Here is a 25,892-nt window from a genome sequence, read left to right on the forward strand (position 1 = left end):
GGCTTTACGCCATCCGGCAATGATTTACCCTTCGAAGAACCAGTACCCGCTGTTGACCAGTGCGGCCAGCATCGCGAGGAACGACGGATCTTCCAGAGCATCGCCGAAGTTCTCGGCAGTCAGTACGATATGGCTGGCGAGCGCTTCCAACGCCGGGCGGTGTGGGGAGTCAATTTTCTCACCGTTGGCATACACGTCATCGCCCACGCGCAGTACCCGCAAGCCGCCCAGACGGACCAGTACGTCCCCCTGTTTTAGTGCATCGTAGATTTCATCAGGCTGATACGGCGGCTCCGGCGGGGCAATATCCAGTTCGTGACGAGACTGCGAAACAAATTCGCCAAACCACTGCTTAAAGTGTTCCGGCTGATTAATCAGATCGAGCATCATGGCGCGCATTTTGTCTATTTCCTGCGGCAGAACGTCCGCAGGATGCTCGCGGGCAGGCAGATCCGGGTCGCTGTAATAGGTGCTGCCTAACTCACGTTGCAGAACGTAATCGGCAAAGCCGCTTATCAGCTCGCGGGTATTCGGCGCACGAAAACCCACCGAGTAGTTCATCGCGTTTTCCAGCGCATAGCCTTCGTGCGGGAATCCCGGCGGGATATAAAGAATATCACCCGGCTCCAGTTCTTCATCAATGATCGCTTCAAAAGGATCAACCTGTAACAGGTCGGGGTGTGGGCAGTGCTGCTTCATTTGCAACTTTTCCCCTACGCGCCAGCGACGACGGCCGGTTCCCTGAATGATAAACACATCATACTGATCCAGATGCGGACCAACGCCGCCGCCGGGGACAGAGAACGAGATCATCAGGTCGTCAATACGCCAGTCTGGCAGGGTGCGGAAAGGGCGCATCAGCGCTGCGGTGGGTTCATGCCAGTGGTTAACGGCCTGAACCAGTAACGACCAGTTGTTCTCACCGAGATGGTCATAGCTTTCAAATGGACCGTGGCTCACCTGCCATTTGCCATCCTGATGGCTAACCAGACGGCTGTCGACTTCGCTTTCCATCGCCAGGCCTGCCAGTTCGTCAGGGGAGATGGGATCGATGAAGTTATTAAAGCCGCGTTTTAACACCACCGGGCGTTTCTGCCAGTGACGTTCAAGAAATTCGGGCCAGTTAAGTGTTAATTGATATTCCATAATGAGCTTCCACAGGCTGGGGCAGGTATCTGTCACCGATTATAACGGATGCTTAACCAGATGCGTGCCGTTGATCCACATTTATTCCTTCGCGGGTTATTCGGCTTTTTGACCCGGCTGCTGATGACCAAAAATAACCTCCATTCGCGCACCGCCGAGCGGGCTGTCGCTGGCGATTATCTGACCGTCATATTGTTCCGCAATTTCACGCGCAACCGCCAGACCGACGCCTTGCCCGGGTCGCAGAGTATCAATACGTTGGCCCCGGTCAAAAATCATATCGCGTTTACTGTGTGGGATACCCGGACCGTCATCTTCCACCACAACGTACAGATAGTCATCCGTCTGGCGGGCTGAAATTTCAACAAACTCCAGACTATATTTGCAGGCATTATCCAGCACGTTACCCATCACTTCGACAAAGTCGTTCTTCTCTCCAACAAAGCTGATCTCCGGTGAAATATCAAGCGTGATATTCACCCCTTTGCGCTGATAAACCTTATTGAGCGCCGACGTGAGGTTATCCAGTAAGGGGGCGACAGGATGCAGTTCACGGCTCAGTAACACGCCGCCGCGCATACTGGCGCGATGCAGGTAGTAGCCAATCTGCTGAGAAATGCGGCTGATTTGTTCCAGCATCACCGGCTCGGCCTCGCTGACGCTCATTTTTTCACTGCGCATCGAACGTAGCGTACTTTGCAAAACGGCCAGCGGGGTCTTCAGGCTGTGAGTGAGGTCGGTCAGGGTAGTGCGGTATTTGTCATAGCGCTCGCGTTCGCTTTTGAGCAGACGGTTCAGGTTGCGCACCAGACTGGTCAATTCGCGTGTGGTTGTGGGGTTAAGTTGTTCCCGGTGATGTTCTTCCAGTTCCCGCACTTCGCGCGACAGCGCCTCAATAGGACGCAGACTCCACCAGGCAGCTACCCAGAGCAAAGGAATGACCAACAGCAGGTTGGCGGCCAGCACATAGATAAACCAGTTCCAGACCATGTATGAGCGCTTTAGCTCGATGGGAATAATATCGATAACCACAATGGTCAGTTGCGGCATTCGGGAGGTGGCAGGGTAGACATTGACCGCAACAGAGTGGGTCATTTCCGCGTCGTTATCTTCCTCCCTGACCTCTTTCAGCTTTTCCTGAACGGAATGATCGGCGTTGATCAGTGCGCTGGTGGCATCGACATCGGCCTCAATTTCATGGAAGCCGTTACTTTTAAGCCAGTCGGGTTGGATGAGCTTAACCAGCCACGGAATATTGCGTTGTGCCCACAGCAGCTTGCCGTTTTCATCATAAATCAGCGCCATCGTGGGGCTTTGCCTGTCGAGATTTTCTGGCAGCTCAACGTGGATTTTATTGTCATCCCATGTTGCGAGGGTATAGAACAGATTGCTCTCTCCGCGCAGCAGGCGAAACGTGGTCTTATCAAAGCTGACGCTATAACCGACGAGCGCAACCATGCCGTAGGACAGCGAGAGCACCAGCACCACGGCCGCGGTCGCCAGCAGAAAGCGCAGGCGCAGCGAGAGCGGAAAAAGATGACGCAACAGTTTATTCATTGCGAAGTTCGAAAAGATAGCCCTGGCCACGCACGGTGGTGATCACCTCATCAGGATACTGTGCCTGAATTTTCTTGCGCAGACGGCCCATCAGAACATCAATGGTATGGCTTTCACGCAGTTCGGCGTCCGGATAAAGCTGTAGCATCAATGAGTCCTTGCTTACCACCTTGCCGTTATTGCGGATCAGCGTTTCCATGATGGTGTACTCAAATGCGGTCAGCTTAATGACCTCACTATTGACCGACAGCTCGCGGCGAGAGAGATCGATCTGGAAGGGTGGAAGTGAAATAATTTGCGAAGCATGCCCGCTGTTACGACGCATCAGCGCCTGCATGCGTGCTGCCACTTCTTCGATATGGAACGGTTTGGTAACATAGTCATCCGCACCTGCACTGAGCACTTCCACTTTATCCTGCCAGCCTTCACGCGCGGTCAGTACCAGGATCGGGAGAGAAACATCATGACTTCGCCAGCGACGGATCAGCGAAAGACCATCTTCATCCGGAAGACCTAAATCGACGATGGCAATATCGGGCAGGTGCTCGTTAAGGTAGTAGTCAGCCTCTTTGGCATCTTCAGCATCGTCCACCTGATGCCCGGCATCCTGAAGCTGAACTTTTAGATGGTGGCGTAATAACGCATTATCCTCAACAACCAGTACGCGCATCCTCTTTCCTCCCTAAATTAACGGTATGAACAGTGTAACGCTGATTATGTTGTGGCGGGGATAAACATTTAATAAACCGTGGGGAGGAAGCCGGAGGAGCTCCAACTGGAGAGTGGAGCGTCGGCCGGATAAGATGCTTTCGCATCGCCATCCGGCACAAAGACAATTACTTCAGTTCATCAACCATGGTGATGGCGCGACCAATGTAGTTGGCCGGCGTCATGGCCTTCAGACGCGTTTTTTCCTCTTCAGGCAGCGCCAGACCGTCGATAAACTGCTTCATACCCTCAGCGTCAACGCGCTTGCCACGGGTCAGTTCTTTCAGTTTTTCGTACGGCTTTTCAATGCCATAACGACGCATCACGGTCTGGATTGGTTCGGCCAGTACTTCCCAGTTGTGGTCCAGTTCGTCCAGCAGGCGATCGCGGTTCACTTCCAGTTTGCTCACGCCTTTCAGCGTGGACTGATAAGCGATCAGCGCGTAGCCGATACCCACGCCCAGATTTCGCAGGACGGTGGAGTCGGTCAGGTCGCGCTGCCAGCGAGAAACCGGCAGTTTGCTTGCCAGGTGTTGTAGCACGGCGTTAGACAGACCCAGGTTGCCTTCCGAGTTTTCAAAGTCGATTGGGTTGACCTTGTGCGGCATGGTTGAGGAGCCAATTTCACCGGCGATGGTTTTCTGCTTAAAGTGGTTCAGCGCAATGTAACCCCAGACGTCGCGATCGAAGTCGATCAGAATGGTGTTAAAGCGTGCGATGCAGTCAAACAGTTCCGCAATGTAGTCGTGCGGTTCAATCTGCGTGGTATACGGGTTCCACTGGATACCCAGCGAAGTGACGAACTCTTCGCTGAACTGATGCCAGTCCACTTCGGGATAGGCGGCGATGTGCGCGTTATAGTTGCCCACCGCGCCGTTGATTTTACCGAGGATCTCCACCTGGTTGAGCTGGCGGAACTGACGCTCCATGCGGTAGGCCACGTTCGCCATCTCTTTACCCATGGTCGACGGCGTTGCCGGCTGGCCGTGGGTACGGGAGAGCAGGGGAATATCGCGGTACTGAACCGAGAGATCTTTCACAGCATCAATTACCTGACGCCAGTACGGCAGAATCACTTCATCGCGAGCGGTTTTCAGCATCAGCGCGTGAGACAGGTTGTTAATGTCTTCCGAGGTGCAGGCGAAGTGGATAAATTCGGAAACTGCATGCAGTTGTGGAACGCCTGCCACTTTTTCTTTCAGGAAATATTCGACGGCTTTGACGTCGTGGTTGGTGGTCCGCTCGATAGTCTTGATACGCGCGGCGTCTTCTTCATTGAAGTTGGCGACGATAGTATCAAGGAAACCGATTGCGTCGGCAGCAAAAGCAGGAACTTCCTTGATCGCTGCGTGCGCGGCCAGTTTTTGCAGCCAGCGTACTTCTACCTGTACGCGGAATTTCAGCAAACCGTATTCGCTGAAAATCCCGCGCAGCGCGCTGACTTTATCGCCGTAGCGTCCGTCGACAGGGGAAACGGCGGTCAGTGAGGATAATTCCATAGATCACAACTCCGGGGTTAAATGAGCAAGAATTTGTTTTGCCTGAGTCGTCAGGCGATTACGAGAAAACATCAGTTGCAGACGCCCACCGCCGACCTGGTGCCAGAGTACGGCAGCACGAATGCCAGCGAGAAGGGAGGCGCGGACTTTCGCCTGCACCTGCGGACTCTGTAGTACGGCAGGGGAACCGGTCACCTGAATACGCGGACCCAGCGGACTGATGACATCAACATAAATGCCAGCCATCGCGCTCATCAGCGTTTCTGATTGCAGATCAAAGTGGTCGAGCTGGCGTTGCAGGCCGTTGATCCGGTCGCCCAGCGTGTCGAGGGCACCTTTAGCGGCGGAGAGCTTACGCTCCAGCACCATCAGGCTCAGCGTATAGCGTGTCAGTTCTGCATTCAGACCCTGACGGCTGCTGGCGTTCAGAACGCCGAGCAGCGTTTCCAGACCGAGGCGCAGATTGGCCTCGCTGCCGCCGTACACCCCCAGCGTTGAGCTGGGGTTCATATCAATGACGCTGTTCAGTGAGACGTGGAGCGCATCGGCATCACAGTGCCCCTGGTGCGCAAGCTGTTGCACCAGGCGTGCCGACTGGCAAATACCTGCCAGTGCGAGGGTGATGTCATAATAATTTTTTGCCACGTTCACTGCTTCCTTGTATGTATTTGTGAAATAAAAATTAAACCGGCAGAGGCAGGCGCTGTTCGATGATACCGCCGCCGAGGCACACTTCGCCATCGTAAAACACTGCTGATTGACCCGGTGTAACCGCTGCAACCGGCTCATCAAAAATCACTTCAATGCGCTCATCATCCAGCGCCTTAACGGTGCAAGGAATGTCGGTCTGGCGATAACGCGTTTTCACCGTGCAGCGCATTGTGCCAGTGAACGGTTCGCGATCGACCCAGTGCAGTTGTTGGGCAATCAAGCCAACGGACATCAGTCGCGGGTGCTCATGACCCTGGGCGACGATCAGAATGTTATTCTCAACGTCTTTATCCACCACGTACCACGGATCCTCGGTGCCTTCTTTGGTGCCGCCAATCCCCAGACCTTTACGCTGGCCCAGCGTGTGGTACATCAGCCCCTGGTGTTGACCAATCTCTTCGCCATCGACAGTGAGAATTTTGCCCGGTTGTGCAGGCAGATAACGACCAAGGAATTCGCGGAATTTACGCTCGCCGATGAAGCAAATACCAGTGGAGTCTTTTTTCTTCGCGGTGACCAGCCCAAGGTCTTCGGCGATTTTACGGACCTGGGGTTTTTCCAGTTCGCCAACCGGGAACAGGCTCTGGGCGATCTGCTCATGCCCCAGCGTATAGAGGAAGTAGCTCTGGTCTTTATTGCCATCGAGTCCGCGCAGCAGGCGACTTTTGCCGTCAACATCCGCACGGCGAACATAGTGACCGGTGGCGATATAGTCTGCCCCCAGGTCTTCGGCGGCGAATTCCAGGAAGGCCTTAAATTTGATTTCTTTGTTACACAGAATATCGGGGTTCGGCGTGCGTCCCGCTTTGTACTCTTCCAGGAACAGTTCGAAGACGTTATCCCAGTATTCAGCGGCAAAGTTGACGGTGTGCAGTTCAATGCCGAGCTTGTCGCACACGGCCTGCGCATCGGCCAGATCGGCCGCTGCGGTACAATATTCCTCGCCGTCGTCCTCTTCCCAGTTCTTCATGAACAGGCCTTCTACCTGATAACCCTGTTGTTGCAACAGCCAGGCGGAAACGGAGGAATCGACACCGCCGGACATACCGACGATCACTTTTTTTGGGCTTTCTGACATTGGAATACTCACGACATTGAACTTCAAGGCGGCGTATTCTATCACGCACCCCTTTTAGTTGACACCCTCTGTAAACGGCCAGTTAAATTCGCCTATCATCGCCAGCGGGTAACGCTGCCCGCGCTGGTAACAGCGGATGCTTTCGGCAACCAGCGGCGAGCGCAGGTTAGGCTCGGAAAGAATCTCCTCCGCACTGACCCAACGGCAGCAATCAATATCGCTGTCATGAGGTTCAGTCTCGCACATATTGGCAAGTTCTAGGGAAAACAGAAAACGCAAAAACGGCGTCTTATCGGGTGCGATCCACTGGTGCATCCGGATAAAGTGCTGAGGCTGTGCGTGAATTCCCGTCTCTTCCCATAACTCGCGCGCGGCGGCCTGTACTAACGTCTCGTCGGCTTCCAGATGTCCGGCAGGCTGGTTCCACAGAACTTTACCGTTAATGGTTTCCTCAACGACTAAGAATTTGTCTTCCGCATGAACAATACAGGCGACCGTGACGTGGGGCTTAAACATGATTTATCCTTTATTCTCATCAGTGACGTCCCGCCATTCACCGTTGGCAAGATTCTCCAGAGTATAATCCCCCATCGCATAGCGAATCAGTCGCAGCGTCGGTAGCCCAACGTGAGCGGTCATTCGGCGCACCTGACGGTTTCGTCCTTCATATAAGGTCACCTTCAGCCAGGCGGTGGGGATGCTTTTACGCTCGCGGATCGGTGGATTTCGCGGCCAGAGCCAGTCGGGTTCGACAACGTGTTCAATTCCGGCGGGCAGGGTGGGACCATCGTTCAGCGTCACGCCATTGCGCAGTGCCTCCAGCGCCTCAGTCCCAGGTTCGCCTTCCACCTGCACGTAGTAAATTTTCCCGGTGCGTTTGCCCGGCTGCGTCAACCGCGCCTGCAGTGCACCGTCATTGGTGAGTACCAGAAGCCCTTCGCTGTCTCTGTCGAGACGACCCGCCGCATAAACCCCCTGCACGGGGATAAAATCTTTTAACGTTTTGCGTCCCGCCTCGTCAGTAAATTGTGGCAAAACATCGTAAGGTTTATTGAACAAAACCACGCGTTTTGGCTGGTTTTCTTTCCGACGCTTAGAGACTTGTCGCTGGCTGAATCGCTCAACCCGGTGATTTCTAAATGAAGTTTTTTGCATACTATTTTCAGACCTTATCAATTGCCGCATTATAGCCTAACAACGAGTGTCTTTCATGGCGGCAAACATTAGGGTAGTATTGACACGCTCATTACAAAACATTAACAAAAAATTGCTCTAACGCAGTCGTGCAGCAGGACGCCAATGCACATGCAGCGCGATGACAGACGAGCAAACCAGAAGCGCTCGAAGGAGAGGTGAATGGAAAGCAAAGTAGTTGTTCCGGCGGAAGGTAAGAAGATCACCCTGCAAAACGGCAAACTCAACGTTCCTGAGAATCCGATTATCCCGTTTATTGAAGGCGATGGTATCGGTGTTGATGTAACCCCTGCAATGCTCAAAGTGGTCGATGCCGCTGTCGAGAAAGCCTATAAAGGCGAGCGTAAAATCTCCTGGATGGAAATTTACACCGGTGAGAAATCCACCCAGGTTTACGGTCAGGACGTCTGGCTGCCCCCTGAAACTCTGGATCTGATTCGTGACTACCGTGTGGCTATTAAAGGCCCGCTGACAACCCCAGTCGGTGGCGGTATTCGCTCCCTGAACGTTGCACTGCGCCAGGAACTTGACCTGTACGTCTGTCTGCGTCCTGTTCGTTACTACCAGGGTACGCCAAGCCCGGTTAAACAGCCGGAACTGACCGATATGGTTATCTTCCGTGAAAACTCAGAAGACATCTACGCGGGTATCGAATGGAAAGCGGACTCTGCTGACGCAGAAAAAGTGATTAAATTCCTGCGTGAAGAGATGGGCGTGAAGAAAATTCGCTTCCCTGAGCACTGTGGCATTGGTATCAAGCCGTGTTCGGAAGAAGGGACCAAGCGTCTGGTGCGTGCGGCGATCGAATACGCAATCACCAACGACCGCGACTCTTTGACCCTGGTTCACAAAGGCAACATCATGAAGTTCACCGAAGGCGCGTTTAAAGACTGGGGTTACCAGTTAGCGCGTGACGAATTCGGCGGTGAGCTGATTGACGGTGGCCCATGGCTGAAAATTAAAAACCCGAACACCGGTAAAGACATCGTTGTTAAAGACGTGATTGCCGATGCGTTCCTGCAGCAGATCCTGCTGCGTCCGGCGGAATACGATGTTATCGCCTGTATGAACCTGAACGGTGATTACATCTCTGATGCGCTCGCAGCACAGGTCGGTGGTATCGGTATCGCACCCGGCGCCAACATTGGTGACGAATGTGCGCTGTTCGAAGCCACTCACGGCACTGCGCCGAAGTATGCCGGCCAGGACAAAGTCAACCCGGGCTCTATCATTCTTTCCGCTGAGATGATGCTGCGCCACATGCAGTGGTTCGAAGCCGCAGATCTGATTGTTAAAGGTATGGAAGGCGCGATTGCCGCGAAGACCGTGACCTATGACTTCGAACGTCTGATGGAAGGCGCTAAGCTGCTGAAATGTTCAGAGTTTGGTGACGCGATCATCGCGAATATGTAATAGCGACAATTGTTAAATCTATTAACGGGAGCGTAACGCTCCCGTTGTTTTTTGTTAGGCTGCTAACGGTTATCAAAATTTTATCAAAACTAGTTATCAAAACCTCCAGGTAGTTTGGGGCAGGTTTGTCGATCAGATGGCAGCTCCACTGCCCAGTTACCATTAGGTATTCCTCAGCTTTTTATTATTTCTGGTGGGTGCTTGTTAATATTTAGATCCATTCTGTGCTGTGAGCGGACCTAACCTGCATAATGTTGATTTTATAATCAGCATGCAGTTCCTGATACTATGCAGGTAGTAACAGATATTTTATGGTGGAGATCATATAGATCTGAAAAAATAACGACTTTGTGGCCTCATTTATTGATAATCTGACTTCTAACATCTTAATTTATAATGGATGAACTAAACTATGCGGATAAAAAAATTAAGACTATTCAATGGATACAAGCGCTTTCACGACTTAACCATCGATTTAGGTGAAAACCCTTCTAGAATCGTAGCGTTGGTAGGGCCCAACGGATGCGGAAAAAGCAGTGTTTTAGATGGTCTCCTTTTTCATCATAATGCGCATAACCGTTTGGGTAATAAAAATCAAAGAGATTACTTTTATCACTCTATGAACAATGATCCCTCTTTTGGTTATCAAAGCATCAACATTGAATTTACCAGCGGTACTTATTCCGAAGTTAGAAATCGCAGGAGAGGTAAGGAAAATACTTTATTTTCCTTCCGGAGTCCTTACAGATACAATTCAAATTTAGACGTAAAGGAAAGTAGAGCCGTTGGAGAAATATATTTAAATAACTACGGAGCATCTACAGCGGCAGACCTTGACGATAAAATGGAACAAAACTATCGCAGGCTAAATATCAAACTTAATAAATACATGCATGATGAAGATTGCAAACCTAGCGAAGCTAAAGACAAAATTATAGGAGATTTAAATCGCTCAATAAAAAACTGCTTGAATCTCGAGATTGATAATCTCGGAAACATAGAGAGTTCTCAAGGGATGATTTATTTTAGAAAAGACGATCATCCTAAACCGTTTTCATTTAATGTGTTATCTTCTGGAGAGAAAGAAGTTATTGATATACTCCTTGATTTATATTTGAGACAAGATGAATATAACGATACCATCTATCTTTTAGATGAGCCTGAGTTACATATCAATACTTCCATTCAAAAAAAACTACTTATTGAAATAAATAGGCTCATTGGCCAGGATTGTCAAATTTGGTTAACAACTCATAGTATCGGTTTTATGCGTGCTCTGCAGGATGAATTCAAAGAAGAATGCCAAATAATATATTTTGAGGAGAGTTACAATCTCGCTGCTGAAGTTAAAAATATAACACCTATTCAGAAAAATTCTGACATGTGGCGAAAAATTTTCAGTGTTGCACTGGATGATCTTGTTCATCTATTAAGCCCGAAACGAATCGTCTACTGCGAAGGGCGTGATAGCCCTGGTCGGGGTGGGATGGAGAGAGGCTTAGATGCAAAGGTTTATAATAATATTTTCAATGAGAAATACCCTGATACATTATTTGTTTCAAGTGGTGGGAATACTGAGCTTGATCAAAGAAGTGAGATAGCGATAGCAATCTTATCTAAAGCTCTACCACATTTAGAAGTGCTTGTTTTAAAAGACAGGGACTCTGGTTCTGGTCGCTGCATTTCATCTAGGGAAAGAGAAATATATCTCGATACCAACCCTAAAAATCACCGGATGCTAAATCGCTGGGAAATAGAAAACTATCTATTCAGTAAAGATTCTTTGATGAGTTATTGCAATAAAAACGAGCTCACCCTCGACGAAGTTGAGTATGATAAAATGGTTAAAAACATTAACGATGACAGTGTGAAAGAGCTTTCAAATTACTTTAGAAATTTTTGCGGAATAAAAACAAACTTGAACTCAGAAGTCTTCAAGTTAAAAATATCTGAATGTATTATGAATACCTCTGATACATACATTGAACTTGAGAAATCTATATTTCCTCTAGGGTAACCAATGGCATTCGGCGCGATTTAAAATAAATCGTGCCTCTTAGTATTAGCCTATAATAAGTTGATCATAATAGTTCTTTCCGGTGTCCTTGTTAAAGTTTTTACCATCAACTTTACTATTTAAATTCATACCGCCATCCTATCTTTCTCGTCGTTCATTACGTAGCGGCTTTAGGTCCGCTTCTCGCTCAGAGCGGACCTTCTCCCCAAGCGCTGGTCTGCCCTGTATTGATTAATGAGTTACAGATCACTTCTCAATATTGCGCAGGACAAAAAACGCTTTTGGCGGGTTAAAATGCACATTACTCAATATCCAGGCCTGTAAGGTCTTTGATTTTTTTCTTTGCAAATCCCATTGCAAGCGATTTAGATAGTCCCATCAGTGTACTTGTAAATAGACCCGTTTTAGTTCCAGGCATTTTTTGAGATCCCGGCCAAATTGACCCTGGTCCAAATTCAGTGCAGTGCTAAATCAGAGTTCTTCGTCTTTTGACCCTGGTCCAAATTCAGTGCAGTGCTAAATCAGAGTTCTTCGTCTTTCTGACCCTGGTCCAAATTCAGTGCAGTGCTAAATCAGAGTTCTTCGTCTTTCTGACCCTGGTCCAAATTCAGTGCAGTGCTAAATCAGAGTTCTTCGTCTTTCTGACCCTGGTCCAAATTCAGTGCAGTGCTAAATCAGAGTTCTTCGTCTTTCCGGAGACTTCGGATGAATTCCGCCGGAGTCATGTCATTTAATGATGAATGCGTTCTCTCATGATTGTATTCCCTGCGCCAGTTGTCGAGTTTGTCCTGCGCATCTTCCAGCGACAGAAACCAGTGGATGTTCAGGCATTCATCACGCAGGCTGCCGTTAAACGATTCAATAAACGGGTTATCTGTCGGTTTTCCGGGGCGGGAGAAGTCCATCATGACACCGTGTTCATACGCCCATTTATCCAGACTCTTCGAGATAAATTCGCTGCCGTTATCCGTCTGTATACGTACCGGCAGACGCTTATCCAACACCCGCAGCGCTTCCATTACGCGGACCACATCCTCACCCTTCAATGATTTTCCGGCATGGATCGCCAGACATTCCCGACTAAAATTATCCACTACAGTCAGCGCCCGGAAGCGCCGTCCGTTAAACAGACTATCCGACACGAAATCCATACTCCAGCACTGATCGATGTGCGTCAGGGTCGGACGCTGCTGCCGGTGTGCCGCACTGATATGTCTGCGGGGACGTTTCCTGCGCAGATTCAGGCCTTCCAGACAGTAAATCCGGTGTGTTTTCTTATAGTTAATTAGCCAGCCTTCTCGTCGCAGCAGGACGTGAATGCGCGGACAGCCATAGCGTATTCGTGTTTCCGCAATTTCCCTGATGCGCTGGGTTATTGCCCGATCGTCACGCCGACTCTGCCAGTGGTAGACAGTTCTGCTCTGCATCAGCAACCCGCATCCCCGACGGACGCTGATACGATATGCCTCACGCAGGAAATGCACCGCCTGGCGCTTCTGAGCCGGCCTCAGAACTTTTGCTTCAGTACCTCCTGCAGCATCTCCTTGTCCAGACTCAGGTCAGCCACCAGTTTCTTCAGCCGCTGGTTTTCATCCTCCAGTTGCCGCAGACGCCGCAGTTCCGTCACACCCAGACCGGCAAATTTTTTCTTCCAGTTGTAAAAAGTGGCCTCAGAAATGCCCATCTTTCTGCAGACTTCCCCGACGCGGGTGCCGGTTTCGGCCTGTTTCAGCGCAAACGCAATCTGTTCTTCGGTATAACGGGTCTTTTTCATGGCAGTGTGCCTCTCTGTGAGGTGAAAGAAAGACCGGAGACTTCAGTTTAGACTGGTACTGTTTTCAGGGGGAAGGTCAAGGGCACCCAGCAGCAATGGGCGATAAAGCGAGAAATGCTTTCCCCTCGCTACACGACAAGATACTCCGATCTATTAATTGTTAGATGAGCTAGTCGTTTCTATAAATCTCAATAATACAGTCAGTAATAATTGTTTTGTTTAGGTGGAAAAAAGTGAGATGAGATGATTCATTTTTTAATCTAAAAGGAATGGTTTTTCCTTTAGATAAAAAACCTGATTTGTTAAGAGGGTAGAACCATGCAATTCTATACTCTGATTCGTGTGAAAAGAAATCAGGTTTATAAAAAACAAGTTTTTCAGCGGTTTGACCTAACCCATTTAACGTTTTTTGATCATAGTATGTAATGTCGCCGCTAATAATAAAGGTGCCTTCAAATTTTTCTGATGCAATTGATAAACGGCGCTCTAATTCGTCGACATCAAAGGCTATACAAGTATCTGCTTTAAATGATTGATATAGCTCAATATCATTGCATTTGCTACTCATGCAGAGACAAAAGCAATGTCTTGGCGTTACACTGATCGTTGGATCGCTCGCAAGGTCATTGGGAGGAATTCTCATGCCATTTATTTCTATGAAAATATCTTCTCGTCTCGGGATGAATAATTTGTTCATCTCATCATCTCGCATTTTCTCATTTTCTAGTCGAGAGTAGTGACTCAGATCACTAAAACGTATACCAGATTTTCCATTTATTAAATATGAAAGATGTGCATATTTTCCATATAGATATTTAACTTTCATGTAACATTGCCTGTGTGTGATAATTTGCAATTATAGCAATGTACTACGTATGGACTGCTGTCCGTAGTATTCGATATAGAACTTGGTAGGTATTTTTTTATAAAATTAATAAAGTTCATTTATTATTAGCACGCATAATTAGTTGATTGAATTAACTCCGGCCCCTGATTTTTGACATTGCCCACGGCGCGGGTCACTGCGTGCCAGATAAATTTGTTGACCGGTACAGCCCCGTCGACTGCTATCTCTCCGGCTTCCTTCCCACCAACATTCTGCCGCATCCATTCTCGCGCTGCTTCTGGTGACAGAACGAGAGGGCGACGGTCGTGAATGTCTACCAGACCTTTATCGGCTGCAGCAGTCTCAACCCGTGCATTAATCAGCGTTTGTTTATCCCACCATCCGGGCGCATATCCCCATAATACCGGATCCAGATGCAGTTGCTCGTCGCGTTCACTGAGCAGCAGAACTTTGGTACCTGGCGCCACGTTGTACCGGCCTATAGGTTCAGGGTCATAAGCGATATTGCGGTTGGCTTCATTGGCCAGATATGCCAGGTATTCTTCGCGGGTCTGTGCTTGTGTAAAGCGTCCACACATATGAAACCTCCAGTCAGTTAGACTGAAAGTATACAAGAGGATATGCGAGTGGCTGTTCCGGTTTTTCCGGGGCGACTTACGACGGAGTAATTCCCCCATTTCACCTCAGTTTCACTCCGTACAAATTTCAGTCATAAAAGAACCAGCCGTAAAAGGCTGGTTCTTAAGGAGTATTTTGGTCGGCACGAGAGAATTTGAACCTCCGCCCCCATGACCGAGCGCTACTGTCTTAAAGGCTGCTATGTGCCTGAATCGGACTAACTTAACTTTATGACTCTAAATTTTAAATCGGTGCTTTAACAACTGGAAATAAAATTATATAATATGTTGGTGTCTTGAAACTACTATTCCTTATAAAGTAAAATCTAAATCATAGTGCGAAAAGAGATAACGATGAAAAATATAACCATAATTTTAGGCGAGAATGGGAAGGGAAAGACTAGAAGTTTATTAAAAATATTTGAGGCTGAGAAAAATAATAGCTATATTGCAGTGATATCAAACTCCTTAATCAATAAATTCCCCAAGATTCAGTCTAAAAAAATAAAACAGTATTTAATATCTAGCACACACGCGCAAACAGATAACTATGAATCATTTTTATACGGGGAGTTCAATAAAATAATAACCCCTTTTAACGTTGTTAAAGCATTAAATATACTTGAATATCTTGGTTTTGAACCACTTATCCGTATAATGCAAAAGCCAAACTACACAATAAAAATAGATATTAATAATGAAATCATAATGCGTAAAATATCAACAGAGAGTTCGATAGGCGCAACGTTTAATCAAAAAAAAATAACTAAAACAGTAAGTAATGAATATTCTGATTATATACAAAAAGAACACCATTTTGAAATAAACAAGATGAGTAATGATGGTATAGATAAATACAGTAGACATTTAATTAGAAGTGAAATTATAAAAGAAAAAACAAAGATAGAGGATGATCTTTTTAGTACGAGATTTTTTTTAAAGAAAAATGAGATGGAATTCCCTTTGTCGCAAGCCAGTTCAGGTGAGTTATATATGCTTGCCATAGGTCTTTTTATAATGAAATTCATCACTGGAGTTGGTGATGATAATAACAATAAATTAATATTAATTGACGAACCAGAAAATAGCCTGCATCCAAAATGGCAAAGAGAATATATACAAAATATAATAGGTTTCATTGGAGAGAGAGAGGTTGACATTTATATTGCTACACACTCACCTTTCATAGCTATACCAAACAATATTGATAATGCAAATATTAAGATAGCGACAGTTAATGAAGGTGAGTTAAAATATATAGACTCTTCTCAGGGGTTAAATATTGAAGAGATATACTATGATTACTTTGGCATCTTAACTCCAAAAAATAGATATCTTTCAGAATATTGTGAGTCGTTGTTAAAGAGATTCACATTAGAAAAAATTTCGTTTGAAAAAGCAAATAATCTACTAGAAGACATGAAGAATGCATCTAATGATTCGCGACAGATCAGTTTTATAGAAAGTATAATTGAACTTCTTTTAAAATTACAGGAAAAGAGGTTGTGAAATGGATTTTTATACTTGCGAAGACAAAGAAATAATAAGCGAATGTATTTTAAAAGGCCATTTATCATGGAGTGACGAAAAAATAAAGGACTTAAAAGTAAAGATTAAAGAAGAATTAAAAAAGCGGCAAAAAAACGTTTGCTGTTATTGTCTGCGAAGTTTTCATGGTGAATTTAATTTTGTAATAGATATCGAACATATACTTCCAAAACATAAGTACGCTAAAAGAATGTTTGATTCGAATAATTTGGCAGCATCATGTAAAAGATGTAATATGAAAATAAAGGGAAGGCGTATTGATTTTTTATCAGGTATTTTTAATGATGAACATACTCCCTATCATAAGGATGGCTATTTATTTATACATCCAAATGTTGATGTATTTGAAGATCATATATCATATATCCACAACCAAAAAGGCAGGGATATCATAGTGAAATATGATATTCTGAATAATAGTGCCAAGGGGAAATTTAGCTACGCTTTTTTTAGACTTGAGAAACTTTCAGTTCACACATACAACGTAGCTCAAGGGATTGTTAGCGATGAAGATGAATGGCAAGGGGACCCAGATCTAGATGATGATGATGACAATATTGCTGAAACATTTTCTAAAATTGAAGATAGCATTGAACAACTCATTTCAGTGTTCGCTCAATGATAACTATTAAATATGGTTGGGTTAACCTCAGGACTCTTTGGGCTTTGAGAGCTAACCCTACTTTGTTTACACTAACATTTCAGGGAATCGCATTTGTTATTGGTCGAAAGAATAAATGAGATTCTTGCTTTGTTTACTTGCCCAATCTGCTTGATTGTGCCTATAATATACCACGTATTGTTGGCTCCCAAATTGAGAACTTGCACGATTAATTGCTTTTGAGCCTTATGCGCCAACGCTGGTTACTACTCAAAGTAGGAATTTGGTATTCTACATACGCAGAAGGTTCATTAAAGATAATTATCTGGTGATCTGACATCAATTCACATGGGGAATGTCTCTAGTCATAACGCAATACTTTTAAAAATGATGAGAAATGAAATAGATGATTTACATAACTCGCTGAAAAAATTGAGTGCAAACAATTAACAATTAATAATTTTCTCAATTTCGAAAGTAAGTTTTGAGTTTTATATAGATTGGAACGGTCTCGAAAATCGTTCCTAAGTTCGAAAAAATTTTCGCCCACATGAATTATTGTGAATCCTAACAGATTGATAACTCTTATAATTTAATAGCGTATTAATAGCTAAATAATCATGAATATATCAGATGAACATCAATAACACGCATGATTTAAAATTCTTTTATTGCGAAGAGTCTAACAGGTACCGACAGTTGTTTTACCCTCTAATAAAGATTATCAAAACCTAAAAACATATATTGATAATCAATAAGTTATGAGAAAGTTAAAAGTCAGTATTTTTTCAGTAAATCTATAATTTTTTGTTATTTGTCATATTATTATATTTGAACCATCTATCTACTGCTGCGCCACATGCAGTGGTTCGAAGCCGCAGACCTGATTGTTAAAGGTATGGAAGGCGCGATTGCCGCGAAGACCGTAACCTATGACTTCGAACGTCTGATGGAAGGCGCTAAGCTGCTGAAATGTTCAGAGTTTGGTGACGCGATCATCGCGAATATGTGATAGCGATAATTGTTTGATCTATTAACGGGAGCGTAACGCTCCCGTTGTTTTTTTGTTAGGCTGCTAACGGTTATCAAAACCTCTTGGTAGTATGGGGTAGGTTGGTCGGTCAGATGGCAGTTCTGCTGCCAGGTTCCCATTAGGCATTCCTCAGTTTTTTATTATTTCTGGTGGGCGCTCGTTAATATTGAAAGTCTGTTCTCTGTCAATAGAGGACATTCGTTGTTGATCGGTACAATGAGTAGCGGGATGCAGCATAGTCACTCTATCTGTTAATAAAAACATGTTTAAAAAAACAGTATTGACCTCACATCTCAAATACGTTAATTAATACTCAGCAGCACAATGAAAGTGGTTAGTAAGTGAGTGAATAGAAAGCAGTTCTTGGGTAAGCCATTTTGCTTTACAGGCCTCGTAGTGATTGTGCTGGTTCGCAAAATGGTAGTGTTAGAGCGACGATGTAAGGCCTTGTTTGTTTTTTTAATGCTGACGGTTTCGTTTTTTTTGATGTTAACTGTATCAGCAACGGGCAACGCATCAAAGAGTATATGTCGCTATGGGTGATGTGCTTGTTTAAGTTGCCGCGTTTAGTTTTTAAAAGCGTAGGCAGTGTGTGACGAGATAAATAGAGGGAGGTGTTTTGGTATTAATGCCCAATTTTATCTGTAGTGAACGGGTACATTTGAAAGCAGTATAAATAGCAGTATCACTTTATTAAGTCCATTAATGTTAAATCTGAAGTCTGTAGTACCTTAAAAGCCCTGGCTGCAATGGTCAGGGCTTTTAAGATTACTCATCCCTTTGAATTGTAAATTTTCCCAACGGATTACTGACAAAATTAATCTTGCTTATCAACTCGTATGAGTCCATTATGCATCATCGGTTTGGCATACAGACCTTATGAAAGCAGTTTTAGTAAAGCAGTCCTCATTTCAAGCGTTATCTTCAGATACTCTTCTGCATGAGCCTCCTCCTAAGTGCCCAATAAGTCCTCATCTGCAAGCAGGCCATGTTCGCCACAAAATGTGGCTCAAAAAAATAAAGGAAGTATCTATGTCGAATAAAATGACTGGTTTAGTAAAATGGTTTAACTCTGACAAAGGTTTCGGTTTCATTACGCCAGATGACGGCAGCAAAGATGTTTTTGTTCATTTCTCTGCCATTCAGAGCAATGATTATAAAACGCTCGATGAAGGCCAGAAGGTTGAGTTCTCGATTGAGAATGGCGCCAAAGGTCCGGCTGCCGGAAACGTTGTCGCGCTTTAATTGCCGATAATAACACAGACGCTTGCGATAGCGATGACGGCACCGACCTGAGCAGATAAGTGAATGTGAAAAATAAAAACCCGCCCTGAGCGGGTTTTTATTTTTCATGGATGGTATGCAACAAGGGTGACGGTCATATTACTGCAGTTGCTGAAGTGAAAAAATGAAACCAAATAGTGCAAACCCTATGATGGTGACAAAAAGAGAGCCGATTAGTAATGCATAACTAAACTGTCGGAATAGTGCCGCCATCTATAACATATTCCGTACCCGTGATAGTGGCAGCACAGGACGAGGCCAGGAAGACGATGAGGTTCGCCACTTCGATGGGCTTTGAGGGGCGACCTAGCGGAATACCACCGAGTGCCTTCATAATGATTTGCTTACCACCCTCATAGTCCGTTCCTGCCTGCTGTGCCAGTCGTTCTGCTAATGCTACCGATGCTTCGGTTTCTACCCAACCTGGCGCAACACGAACTACCCGAATCCCCATAGGGGATACTTCTTTCGACAGGCTTTTGCTATACGCCGATAACGCCGCTTTTGCCGCCGCATAACCCGTGGTCGATTCCGGTAACGGTAGCTCACGCTGAATAGAGGTGACGTGAATAATGACTCCGTCCTGCTGAGTTAGCATCCCTGGCAGCAAGGCACGATCTAAGCGTACCGCAGGCAACAGGTTAAGATTGAGTTCCTGTTGCCATTCATCTTCACCCAGCGCTGCAAAACCACCGCCTGGAGCGGTAGAACCGCCAGCTATGTGCACGATGATATCGACACCGCCCAGTTGCTTATGAACGGCTTCAACGACTAAGTCGCACCCTTTGATTGTGGTCAAATCTGCCGCAACGAATGCGTCTGCAATAGATTCCGTGGGAATGTGACGTGCGGTAGTTAACACCGTGGCCCCCAACTGCTTTAACAGCGTGACAACTGCTTTGCCGATCCCTTTGGTACCTGCGGTAACGAGCACGCGTTTACCCTGAAAATCAAGATCCGTCAGCATCATACAATCTCCAGAATGCGAATTTTGTCATCAACCAGACCGAAAGCATGTTTGAGTACTACTGGGCTGCCGGGAAAATTACCAACAACGTTAGATGTGACTATTACCCGATCTCCTTCGGTGAAAACTTCAATGGGCTCTACGCTGTAGTCAAATTCAGACTGAGCGGTACGTTGCCACGCTTCGATTGCCTCATGCCCTTGATAGGTTTTGCCTTCATCAAGCACAATCGCATCAGTCGTAAAGCAGTGCTTAATGTCGACAATATCGGCACCATTACTGATGGTAAAATATTTTGAAATAGCGTTCGGAAGTGATAGTGACATGGCTTTATGATCCCGTTATTTACAGTACGAGAATTTTTAACATAGACTGTGAAATTGACAAGTACGCACTAAAAAGTGAGTGACTGATCTATGAGTAAGTTATATAGCCCGGAATCTGCCGCAAACGGTGTGGAGCAAGTCCTGCGACTGCTGGAAGGTCGCTGGAAGCTGATTATCCTGTTTCATCTTTTTGACGGAAAGGTGCAACGCTATTCTAATTTTGAAAAACTGATTCCCGGAATTTCGCAAAAAATGTTGGCACAACAGCTGAGACAGCTGGAAGCCGATGGCATTGTATCGCGCATGGTTTACCCGCAGGTACCACCGAAAGTTGAATATCGACTCACTGATTGGGGGCAAGCACTGTGTCCAGCTCTCGATGCAATCCTTAAATGGGCAGAAAAACGCCAGGTTTAGGTACCACTGGTACGTTTTGGCATCTGAGCGAAAAGCCAGATGTCCGCTCCTCGCTCACAACGAACCTTCTCGACAGTAAAATTTTACCTTTGAGATTTTATATTAGTGGTAACCATTTGAATTTATTAGTTTGAAATAAAAAATCATGTACGAAACATTTGGTTAAGCCATTGATAATTCGTGAGAACACACATGATTTATCATCTCTTTCTTGTGAAGTACCTGAAAGAACGGGAGCCGAAGGGTTCCCGTTTTTTTGGGGACCTTAATGCGTTACTGGAATGACATGCAAAGCAGAAACAACAGCCGCTCACGCCAGTATGAATTGGCGGCAGGCGCTTTCTGCGGGTGTTGAAATTACTCAAAAAAATACGTTGCTGGCATGGTAAGGTAAGCGCTATTCCGGGTGCGATGCAGAGGTTTCGTAATGCGACAAATCGATTTTTACATGATAGATGCTTTTACCACCTCCACTTTTGGTGGTAATGCTGCGGCTGTTTGTCCGCTTACAGAATGGTTGCCCGATGAGACATTGTTGAAAATGTCTAAACAGCATAACCAGTCAGAAACCGCTTATTTTGTCCCGACCGAAAAGGGTTTTGAGTTGCGCTGGTTCACCACGCAAGGGGAAATCAATTTGTGTGGACATGCCACGCTGGCTGCTGCTCACGTCATCTTTGAGTATCTTGATTATCCGGACGCGGTTATCCATTTTGATACCCGGTTTGTCGGCCCGCTAACGGTGACACGCAACGGCGAATGGCTGACACTTGATTTTCCTGCCTGGAAAACTGAGTCCGTCACGCCGCCGTCATTACTGCTGGAAGCGTTGGGTATTACTGAATGCAAAGAAGTGCGCGTGGCGCGTGATTACATGGTGGTACTGGAGAATCAACGGCAGGTAGACGCAGTTCGCCCGGATATTAATGCCATGCTGCCTCTGGGCAAAATGGTTTGCATCACAGCACCGGGGGAAGGGGAATATGATTTTGTCAGCCGTTTCTTCTGTCCGGGAGAAGCTGTCGCGGAAGATCCCGTCACAGGTTCAGCACACAGCATGCTCATTCCATACTGGGCGGAAAAACTGAAGAAGACACAAATGCTGGCGCATCAGGGTGCTGAGCGTGGTGGGGAATTGCGCTGTCAGCAAGCCGGAGGTCGTGTCTGTATTGGCGGAAAGGCAACGACTTACCTGGTGGGTAAAATACAGTTGCGGTAGAACGCTCGGGATGTTGTTCGGACATCAGGTCTGCTGTTCAATATGGCAGACCTGATAGTGGGGCTGGCGATCCGCTTCGTGCCAGGCGCGGACGTTGCAGTATATTCTGCTTTCGGCTCGAATCGGAAGTGGGTAAAGGCATTCCTGACAGATGTTACTGGGCAGGAATACCTTTGGGGAATCAGCCCCTCTGCGCCAGAGTCTCAGCAAGGTTCCCGGCGTCCTCTTTACACAACATTCTTTTTCAGAAACTCGCTGATAACAGGAACGATCTCCCTGCCATGGGTTTCCAGCGCGAAGTGCCCAGTATCATAGAAGCGAATGTCCGCATCAGGAAGGTCACGTTTCCATGCCAGCGCGCCTGCTGGCAGGAAAAATGGATCGTTCTTCCCCCAAACCGCCAGCAGCGGTGGCTGATACTCTCGGAAATACTTCTGGAATAAAGGATACATGGCCACATTTGAGGCGTAATCCAGCACCAAATCGAGTTGAATATCCGCATTGCCCGGCCGCGAGATTTGCAGTCCTTCCAGGGTATAACCATCTGGCGAAACCGAACTCGTGTCGGCAACGCCTTCAAGATATTGCCATTTAATTGAGGCCGGTGTCGGGAAGTCATGTAGGGCTTTCCGGTTCTGCTCTGTGGGTTCGTGCCAGTATCGTTGAATAGGCGCCCAGCTTTCCCCCAGTCCTTCCTCATAAGCGTTGCCATTCTGGGAGATGATGGCGGTCACACGCTCGGGATGCGAGACAGCGAGACGCCAGCCTACCGGGGCACCGTAGTCATGCACCATAAGTGCGTAGGTGTTGAGCTTAAGCTGAACGGTGAAATGCTCAATGGTTTTCGCCAGTTGGTTGAAAGTATAGGAATACTCATCTCTTGCAGGGGCTTCAGTAAAACCGAACGCTGGCAGATCGGGCGCAATAACGTGATAGCTCTCGGCAAGAGCGGGTATTAGGTCGCGGAACATGAATGATGAAGCTGCAAAGCCGTGAAGCAGCAAGATTGTTGGTGCCTCTGGATTACCAGCCTCGCGGTAGAAAATCTTCACGTTATCCACCTGTTCATAGCGGTAATAAACCGGACTGGCGACCGTGCCATCAAACGAAGAGTCTGCAAGTGCCATGGCGGAGATTGATTTTGAAGCAGTCATGATAACCTCGTGTAACCTTTATAGTGTCGATTTGCAGGTTACGTAAATTTTTGGTAACCTGTCAAATAAAATTTATGGGTTACATAAAATCATGAGTTCTGAAAACACTTATTCTGACGCCCCGTTACTGGGTGATAACCTGGCCCTCGATTTCATTAACACTGAGTATGTAGTTGAGGGTAAACGTCATGACTGTTTTATCGATGATCAAAGTGTTGCAAGTTGGTTGATAAGAGTCGGGCTATTGACTGACCTTAAGGATCAGCAGATCCCACGTGGGTTGCTTACTGAGGCTCGTGAACTTCGCGAAACTGCAAGGAATGTTGTGAACGCTGCCATGAACAGAGTTCCGGTAAATCTGGCGGTAATCAATCGGGTACTTGAAGTGGGTCGCCCTATCAGGAAGCTTGAATGGGATGGCGACACGCAACAATTCCGGGTTGCGGTTTATCAAAGCGCCGGATGCCCGTCTGGTCTTCTTTGGCCGATTGCCGATGCTCTAATCAATCTGGTTACCAGCGATAAGTTCGAATACGTGCGCCAGTGTGAAGCTCATGACTGCATTTTGCTGTTCCACGATCTGAGTAAATCTCATCGCCGACGCTGGTGCAGCATGGCAACCTGCGGCAACCGCATGAAAGTAGCCGCCTTCCGTTCCAGAAAGAAACCTTAATGAGAGAGATGTGCCAGCGCTGCGTTCCCGTCTGCTCTGTGCCAAAAGCGGACGCTGGCGTGTTATGGCGGTTTCAGGATTACCCACAAAATGGTTTTGTAGTTCAGACTAACGTGATCGGAGTGCTATCCCTGATTGTTAAAAGGATGGAAAGCGCAATTGCCGCGAAGACCGTGACCTGTAACCCAGATGCCAGGTTAAACAAGAACGGGAGCCCTTAGGTTCCCGTTTGTTATGCTACTTTAATTATTCCGGTGAAGGAGAAAGTGCAGGGGAATTAACGTCCTGTAACCCCTTTTTAGGATCAAGATAAAAACACTTTGCTCTGGAGGAATAAGTTTCCGATACCACCTCGCACTGCTTCAGGTCAGTGTATGCACCAATAATATCACTTTTTATGTAGTCGCCAGAAAGCGAGGCAACCAACGCCAGGACGTACATGTTCCTTCCTTTACAAAAATTGCAGGTGATAAGTGCTGGTCGTATTTCAACCAGTAGCATAATTGTTTTTGGTCGCTAGAGATCGCAGACTGAATGAAAGTTTAGTTTAAAACGAATCTTACTCAAACCAAATGTAGTGACAAGATGAAGATTCTGAAAAAGAAATGTTTATATTTTAGAGGTTCGTTATTAATAACCACGCAATAACTGTGTGTAATTTCTTGGGGGACATATATTCTGCATGAATATTGAACAAACGAACGGCAATGATATATTCAAATAACCCATACCTATTGCGTGGTCTATTTGAGTTATGTATTATCCCGTCCCGATCCTGCTGATGAGTAAATTCTCAATCCTGCAGTAGCGATCGTCTAACCGCCATTAGCTCATCTGGAAGAGCGAACGACTTTTGTTGTAGGGAACGGGGTTCGAGGCCTCGATGGCGGCCCAAATTTCAGAGCCCGGACGTGAGTCCGGGCTTTTTTATTGCGATGACCAAACGTGTAGGTCGGGTAAGGCGTAGCCGCCACCCGACATAAATGTTACACAACCCTATCTACTTAGAGATGTTCCGTCACGACCTTTGCGGCAGCGGCCAGTATATCTTTGCGACTTTTGGCCTTCTGTTGGGGCTGGGTAAAGTAGGTCACCAGAATTAAAGGCGCACGGCCTTCTGGCCAGATCACCGCGACGTCGTTGGTTGTTCCATAATCTCCCGCACCCGTTTTATCGCCTACGATCCAGTTGGCAGGTAACCCGGCACGAATGCTTTGGGCACCAGTGGTATTGCCTTTCAGCCAGGCCACAAGCTGTGCGCGCTGTGTCGGCGCTAATGCATTGCCCAGCGTCAGGTTACGCAGGCTTTTCGCCATAGCCAGTGGGGTAGTCGTATCGCGATCATCTCCCGGAATGGCGCTATTCAGTTCAGGCTCTTTGCGGTCCAGGCGAAACGTGGCATCACCCAGGGTGCGGGCAAAAGCGGTGACATTATCCGTACCGCCAAGATGCGTAATCAGTTTCTTCATCGCGGTATTATCGCTGTATTGCAGGGCGGCAGCGCTTAGCTCAGCTAATGTCATCTCTTTATTGACATGTTTTTCTGTGACTGGATTCCAGTTCGTCAGATCGGCCTGGCTGATGGTCATTTTCCGCTGCAAAACCGAGTTATCACTTTCGCTTTGTTTCAACACCGCAGCGGCGGCGATCACTTTACCGGTGCTGCACATGGCAAAGCGCTCATCCCCCCGATAAAGGGTCAGCGAGTCATCGGCAGTATTAATGAGCGCAACGCCCAGTCGGCCACCGGATTGTTTTTCTAATGCCGTAAGCTTTTGTTGAACCTGTTGGAGATCCGCTGGCGCCTGTGCCCGCAGTGGCGTACTGCCAAGCAAAAAGGGCATAACAGCGGCAGTGAGAAATGCAGTCTGGTGAAACCATTTTTTCAACATTTTTAAACGCCCTGGTCATAAAACAGTGGATATGTAAGGTTGCTTTCCATTTTACCTTGTATTGGGCGTTTCAGGCAGGCGCATCTCTTCGTTGCGCGATAACACGCGTTCCCGTGATGGATGTGAAAGCATAATCAACGGGAGCCCGCAGGCCCCCGTTTTAAACGTGTTTACCTTTTGCCGGATGGCGGCGCAAACGCTTTATCCGGCACAGGTA

General features: G+C 46.8%; 24 protein-coding genes, 1 tRNA gene and 2 pseudogenes. 11 read left to right on the forward strand and 16 right to left on the reverse strand.

From position 1 onward, the window contains the following. Positions 1 to 24 precede the first annotated feature (24 nt). The 8 genes from roxA to rluE form a co-directional block, all read right to left on the reverse strand. Positions 25 to 1,146 carry a [50S ribosomal protein L16]-arginine 3-hydroxylase gene (gene roxA, locus HVY19_RS08545; protein WP_181683895.1) on the reverse strand — a complete coding sequence of 374 codons (1,122 nt, stop codon included), beginning with the start codon at positions 1,144 to 1,146 and terminating at the stop codon, positions 25 to 27. 96 nt (positions 1,147 to 1,242) lie between these two features. Continuing rightward, on the reverse strand, positions 1,243 to 2,703 hold the full coding sequence (gene phoQ / locus HVY19_RS08550) for a two-component system sensor histidine kinase PhoQ (protein WP_181683896.1): 1,461 nt from the start codon (positions 2,701 to 2,703) through the stop codon (positions 1,243 to 1,245). Then, the gene (phoP, locus tag HVY19_RS08555; RefSeq protein ID WP_181683897.1) at positions 2,696 to 3,373 is read right to left on the reverse strand and encodes a two-component system response regulator PhoP; all 678 of its coding nucleotides are present in this window, start codon (positions 3,371 to 3,373) and stop codon (positions 2,696 to 2,698) included. The genes phoQ and phoP overlap by 8 nt, the downstream gene beginning before the upstream one ends. A gap of 166 nt (positions 3,374 to 3,539) precedes the next feature. After that, on the reverse strand, positions 3,540 to 4,910 hold the full coding sequence (gene purB / locus HVY19_RS08560) for an adenylosuccinate lyase (RefSeq protein WP_181683898.1): 1,371 nt from the start codon (positions 4,908 to 4,910) through the stop codon (positions 3,540 to 3,542). A gap of 3 nt (positions 4,911 to 4,913) precedes the next feature. Continuing rightward, complete coding sequence (gene hflD / locus HVY19_RS08565; protein WP_181683899.1) at positions 4,914 to 5,555, reverse strand: high frequency lysogenization protein HflD; 642 nt, start codon at positions 5,553 to 5,555, stop codon at positions 4,914 to 4,916. 37 nt (positions 5,556 to 5,592) lie between these two features. Then, positions 5,593 to 6,699 (reverse strand): tRNA 2-thiouridine(34) synthase MnmA, encoded by a 1,107-nt coding sequence (gene mnmA / locus HVY19_RS08570; protein ID WP_181683900.1) that lies wholly within the window; start codon positions 6,697 to 6,699, stop codon positions 5,593 to 5,595. Positions 6,700 to 6,753: 54 nt separating this feature from the next. Continuing rightward, complete coding sequence (locus tag HVY19_RS08575) at positions 6,754 to 7,215, reverse strand: NUDIX hydrolase (RefSeq protein WP_181683901.1); 462 nt, start codon at positions 7,213 to 7,215, stop codon at positions 6,754 to 6,756. 3 nt (positions 7,216 to 7,218) lie between these two features. Further along, the gene (gene rluE, locus HVY19_RS08580; RefSeq protein ID WP_181683902.1) at positions 7,219 to 7,884 is read right to left on the reverse strand and encodes a 23S rRNA pseudouridine(2457) synthase RluE; all 666 of its coding nucleotides are present in this window, start codon (positions 7,882 to 7,884) and stop codon (positions 7,219 to 7,221) included. Positions 7,885 to 8,055: 171 nt separating this feature from the next. Here rluE and icd point away from each other — a divergent pair, with 171 nt between their 5' ends. Together icd and HVY19_RS08590 are read left to right on the forward strand one after the other, a co-directional pair. Next, positions 8,056 to 9,306, forward strand: a complete 1,251-nt coding sequence (icd, locus tag HVY19_RS08585) for an NADP-dependent isocitrate dehydrogenase (protein WP_181683903.1) — start codon at positions 8,056 to 8,058, stop codon at positions 9,304 to 9,306. A gap of 412 nt (positions 9,307 to 9,718) precedes the next feature. Beyond that, positions 9,719 to 11,323 carry an ATP-binding protein gene (locus HVY19_RS08590; protein ID WP_181683904.1) on the forward strand — a complete coding sequence of 535 codons (1,605 nt, stop codon included), beginning with the start codon at positions 9,719 to 9,721 and terminating at the stop codon, positions 11,321 to 11,323. Positions 11,324 to 11,997: 674 nt separating this feature from the next. Here the strand turns inward: HVY19_RS08590 and HVY19_RS08595 are convergent. Continuing rightward, positions 11,998 to 13,097, reverse strand: a protein-coding gene (locus HVY19_RS08595; protein WP_181680858.1) for an IS3 family transposase whose coding sequence is annotated in 2 segments (ribosomal slippage) — positions 11,998 to 12,842 and positions 12,842 to 13,097 — 1,101 coding nt in all. Because the reading frame shifts where the segments join, the coding sequence is not laid out codon by codon here. Between the two features lie 78 nt (positions 13,098 to 13,175). On the opposite strand from HVY19_RS08595, the pseudogene HVY19_RS08600 reads away from it, so the two are divergent. Beyond that, positions 13,176 to 13,265: pseudogene (locus HVY19_RS08600) on the forward strand (DUF4113 domain-containing protein); the annotation flags it as partial. Position 13,266: 1 nt separating this feature from the next. Here HVY19_RS08600 and HVY19_RS08605 read toward each other — a convergent pair. Both HVY19_RS08605 and HVY19_RS08610 read right to left on the reverse strand, forming a co-directional pair. Then, entirely contained in the window at positions 13,267 to 13,923 is a 657-nt protein-coding gene (locus tag HVY19_RS08605) for a hypothetical protein (protein WP_181683905.1), read from the reverse strand. Between the two features lie 125 nt (positions 13,924 to 14,048). Next, positions 14,049 to 14,522 carry an SOS response-associated peptidase family protein gene (locus HVY19_RS08610; protein WP_181683906.1) on the reverse strand — a complete coding sequence of 158 codons (474 nt, stop codon included), beginning with the start codon at positions 14,520 to 14,522 and terminating at the stop codon, positions 14,049 to 14,051. Positions 14,523 to 14,915: 393 nt separating this feature from the next. On the opposite strand from HVY19_RS08610, the gene HVY19_RS08615 reads away from it, so the two are divergent. The 4 genes and pseudogenes from HVY19_RS08615 (at position 14,916) to cspG (ending at position 18,988) form a co-directional block, all read left to right on the forward strand. Further along, complete coding sequence (locus HVY19_RS08615; RefSeq protein ID WP_181683907.1) at positions 14,916 to 16,070, forward strand: AAA family ATPase; 1,155 nt, start codon at positions 14,916 to 14,918, stop codon at positions 16,068 to 16,070. A gap of 1 nt (position 16,071) precedes the next feature. Then, positions 16,072 to 16,731: an HNH endonuclease gene (locus HVY19_RS08620; RefSeq protein WP_181683908.1), complete on the forward strand. Its 660-nt coding sequence runs from the start codon at positions 16,072 to 16,074 to the stop codon at positions 16,729 to 16,731. Positions 16,732 to 17,554: 823 nt separating this feature from the next. Further along, positions 17,555 to 17,722, forward strand: a pseudogene (locus HVY19_RS08625) (isocitrate/isopropylmalate family dehydrogenase); the annotation flags it as partial. A 1,053-nt stretch (positions 17,723 to 18,775) separates the two neighbouring features. After that, the gene (gene cspG, locus HVY19_RS08630) at positions 18,776 to 18,988 is read left to right on the forward strand and encodes a cold shock protein CspG (protein ID WP_181683909.1); all 213 of its coding nucleotides are present in this window, start codon (positions 18,776 to 18,778) and stop codon (positions 18,986 to 18,988) included. A 226-nt stretch (positions 18,989 to 19,214) separates the two neighbouring features. Here cspG and HVY19_RS08635 read toward each other — a convergent pair whose 3' ends face one another. Beyond that, positions 19,215 to 19,994 carry an SDR family oxidoreductase gene (locus tag HVY19_RS08635; protein ID WP_181684244.1) on the reverse strand — a complete coding sequence of 260 codons (780 nt, stop codon included), beginning with the start codon at positions 19,992 to 19,994 and terminating at the stop codon, positions 19,215 to 19,217. Then, positions 19,994 to 20,320 carry a nuclear transport factor 2 family protein gene (locus HVY19_RS08640; RefSeq protein WP_181683910.1) on the reverse strand — a complete coding sequence of 109 codons (327 nt, stop codon included), beginning with the start codon at positions 20,318 to 20,320 and terminating at the stop codon, positions 19,994 to 19,996. The genes HVY19_RS08635 and HVY19_RS08640 overlap by 1 nt, the downstream gene beginning before the upstream one ends. 90 nt (positions 20,321 to 20,410) lie before the next feature. Here HVY19_RS08640 and HVY19_RS08645 point away from each other — a divergent pair, with 90 nt between their 5' ends. Both HVY19_RS08645 and HVY19_RS08650 read left to right on the forward strand, forming a co-directional pair. Continuing rightward, on the forward strand, positions 20,411 to 20,737 hold the full coding sequence (locus HVY19_RS08645; RefSeq protein ID WP_181683911.1) for a winged helix-turn-helix transcriptional regulator: 327 nt from the start codon (positions 20,411 to 20,413) through the stop codon (positions 20,735 to 20,737). A 427-nt stretch (positions 20,738 to 21,164) separates the two neighbouring features. After that, entirely contained in the window at positions 21,165 to 21,956 is a 792-nt protein-coding gene (locus HVY19_RS08650; RefSeq protein ID WP_181683912.1) for a PhzF family phenazine biosynthesis protein, read from the forward strand. 227 nt (positions 21,957 to 22,183) lie between these two features. On the opposite strand, the gene HVY19_RS08655 is transcribed toward HVY19_RS08650, so the two are convergent. Further along, the gene (locus tag HVY19_RS08655) at positions 22,184 to 23,110 is read right to left on the reverse strand and encodes an alpha/beta hydrolase (protein ID WP_181683913.1); all 927 of its coding nucleotides are present in this window, start codon (positions 23,108 to 23,110) and stop codon (positions 22,184 to 22,186) included. Positions 23,111 to 23,201: 91 nt separating this feature from the next. On the opposite strand from HVY19_RS08655, the gene HVY19_RS08660 reads away from it, so the two are divergent. Next, positions 23,202 to 23,783, forward strand: coding sequence for an ABATE domain-containing protein (locus tag HVY19_RS08660; protein WP_181683914.1), 582 nt, complete (start codon positions 23,202 to 23,204; stop codon positions 23,781 to 23,783). A 246-nt stretch (positions 23,784 to 24,029) separates the two neighbouring features. On the opposite strand, the gene HVY19_RS08665 is transcribed toward HVY19_RS08660, so the two are convergent. Continuing rightward, on the reverse strand, positions 24,030 to 24,224 hold the full coding sequence (locus HVY19_RS08665) for a hypothetical protein (protein WP_181683915.1): 195 nt from the start codon (positions 24,222 to 24,224) through the stop codon (positions 24,030 to 24,032). Between the two features lie 378 nt (positions 24,225 to 24,602). Between HVY19_RS08665 and HVY19_RS08670 the strand changes: the two genes are divergently transcribed. After that, positions 24,603 to 24,677 (forward strand) — tRNA-OTHER (locus HVY19_RS08670). A 110-nt stretch (positions 24,678 to 24,787) separates the two neighbouring features. On the opposite strand, the gene bla is transcribed toward HVY19_RS08670, so the two are convergent. Next, positions 24,788 to 25,675 (reverse strand): class A beta-lactamase, encoded by an 888-nt coding sequence (gene bla, locus HVY19_RS08675; protein ID WP_181683916.1) that lies wholly within the window; start codon positions 25,673 to 25,675, stop codon positions 24,788 to 24,790. Between the last annotated feature and the right edge of the window lie 217 nt (positions 25,676 to 25,892).

The sequence above is a fragment of the Citrobacter sp. RHB25-C09 genome (assembly GCF_013836145.1).
Taxonomy (GTDB): Bacteria; Pseudomonadota; Gammaproteobacteria; order Enterobacterales; family Enterobacteriaceae; genus Citrobacter_A.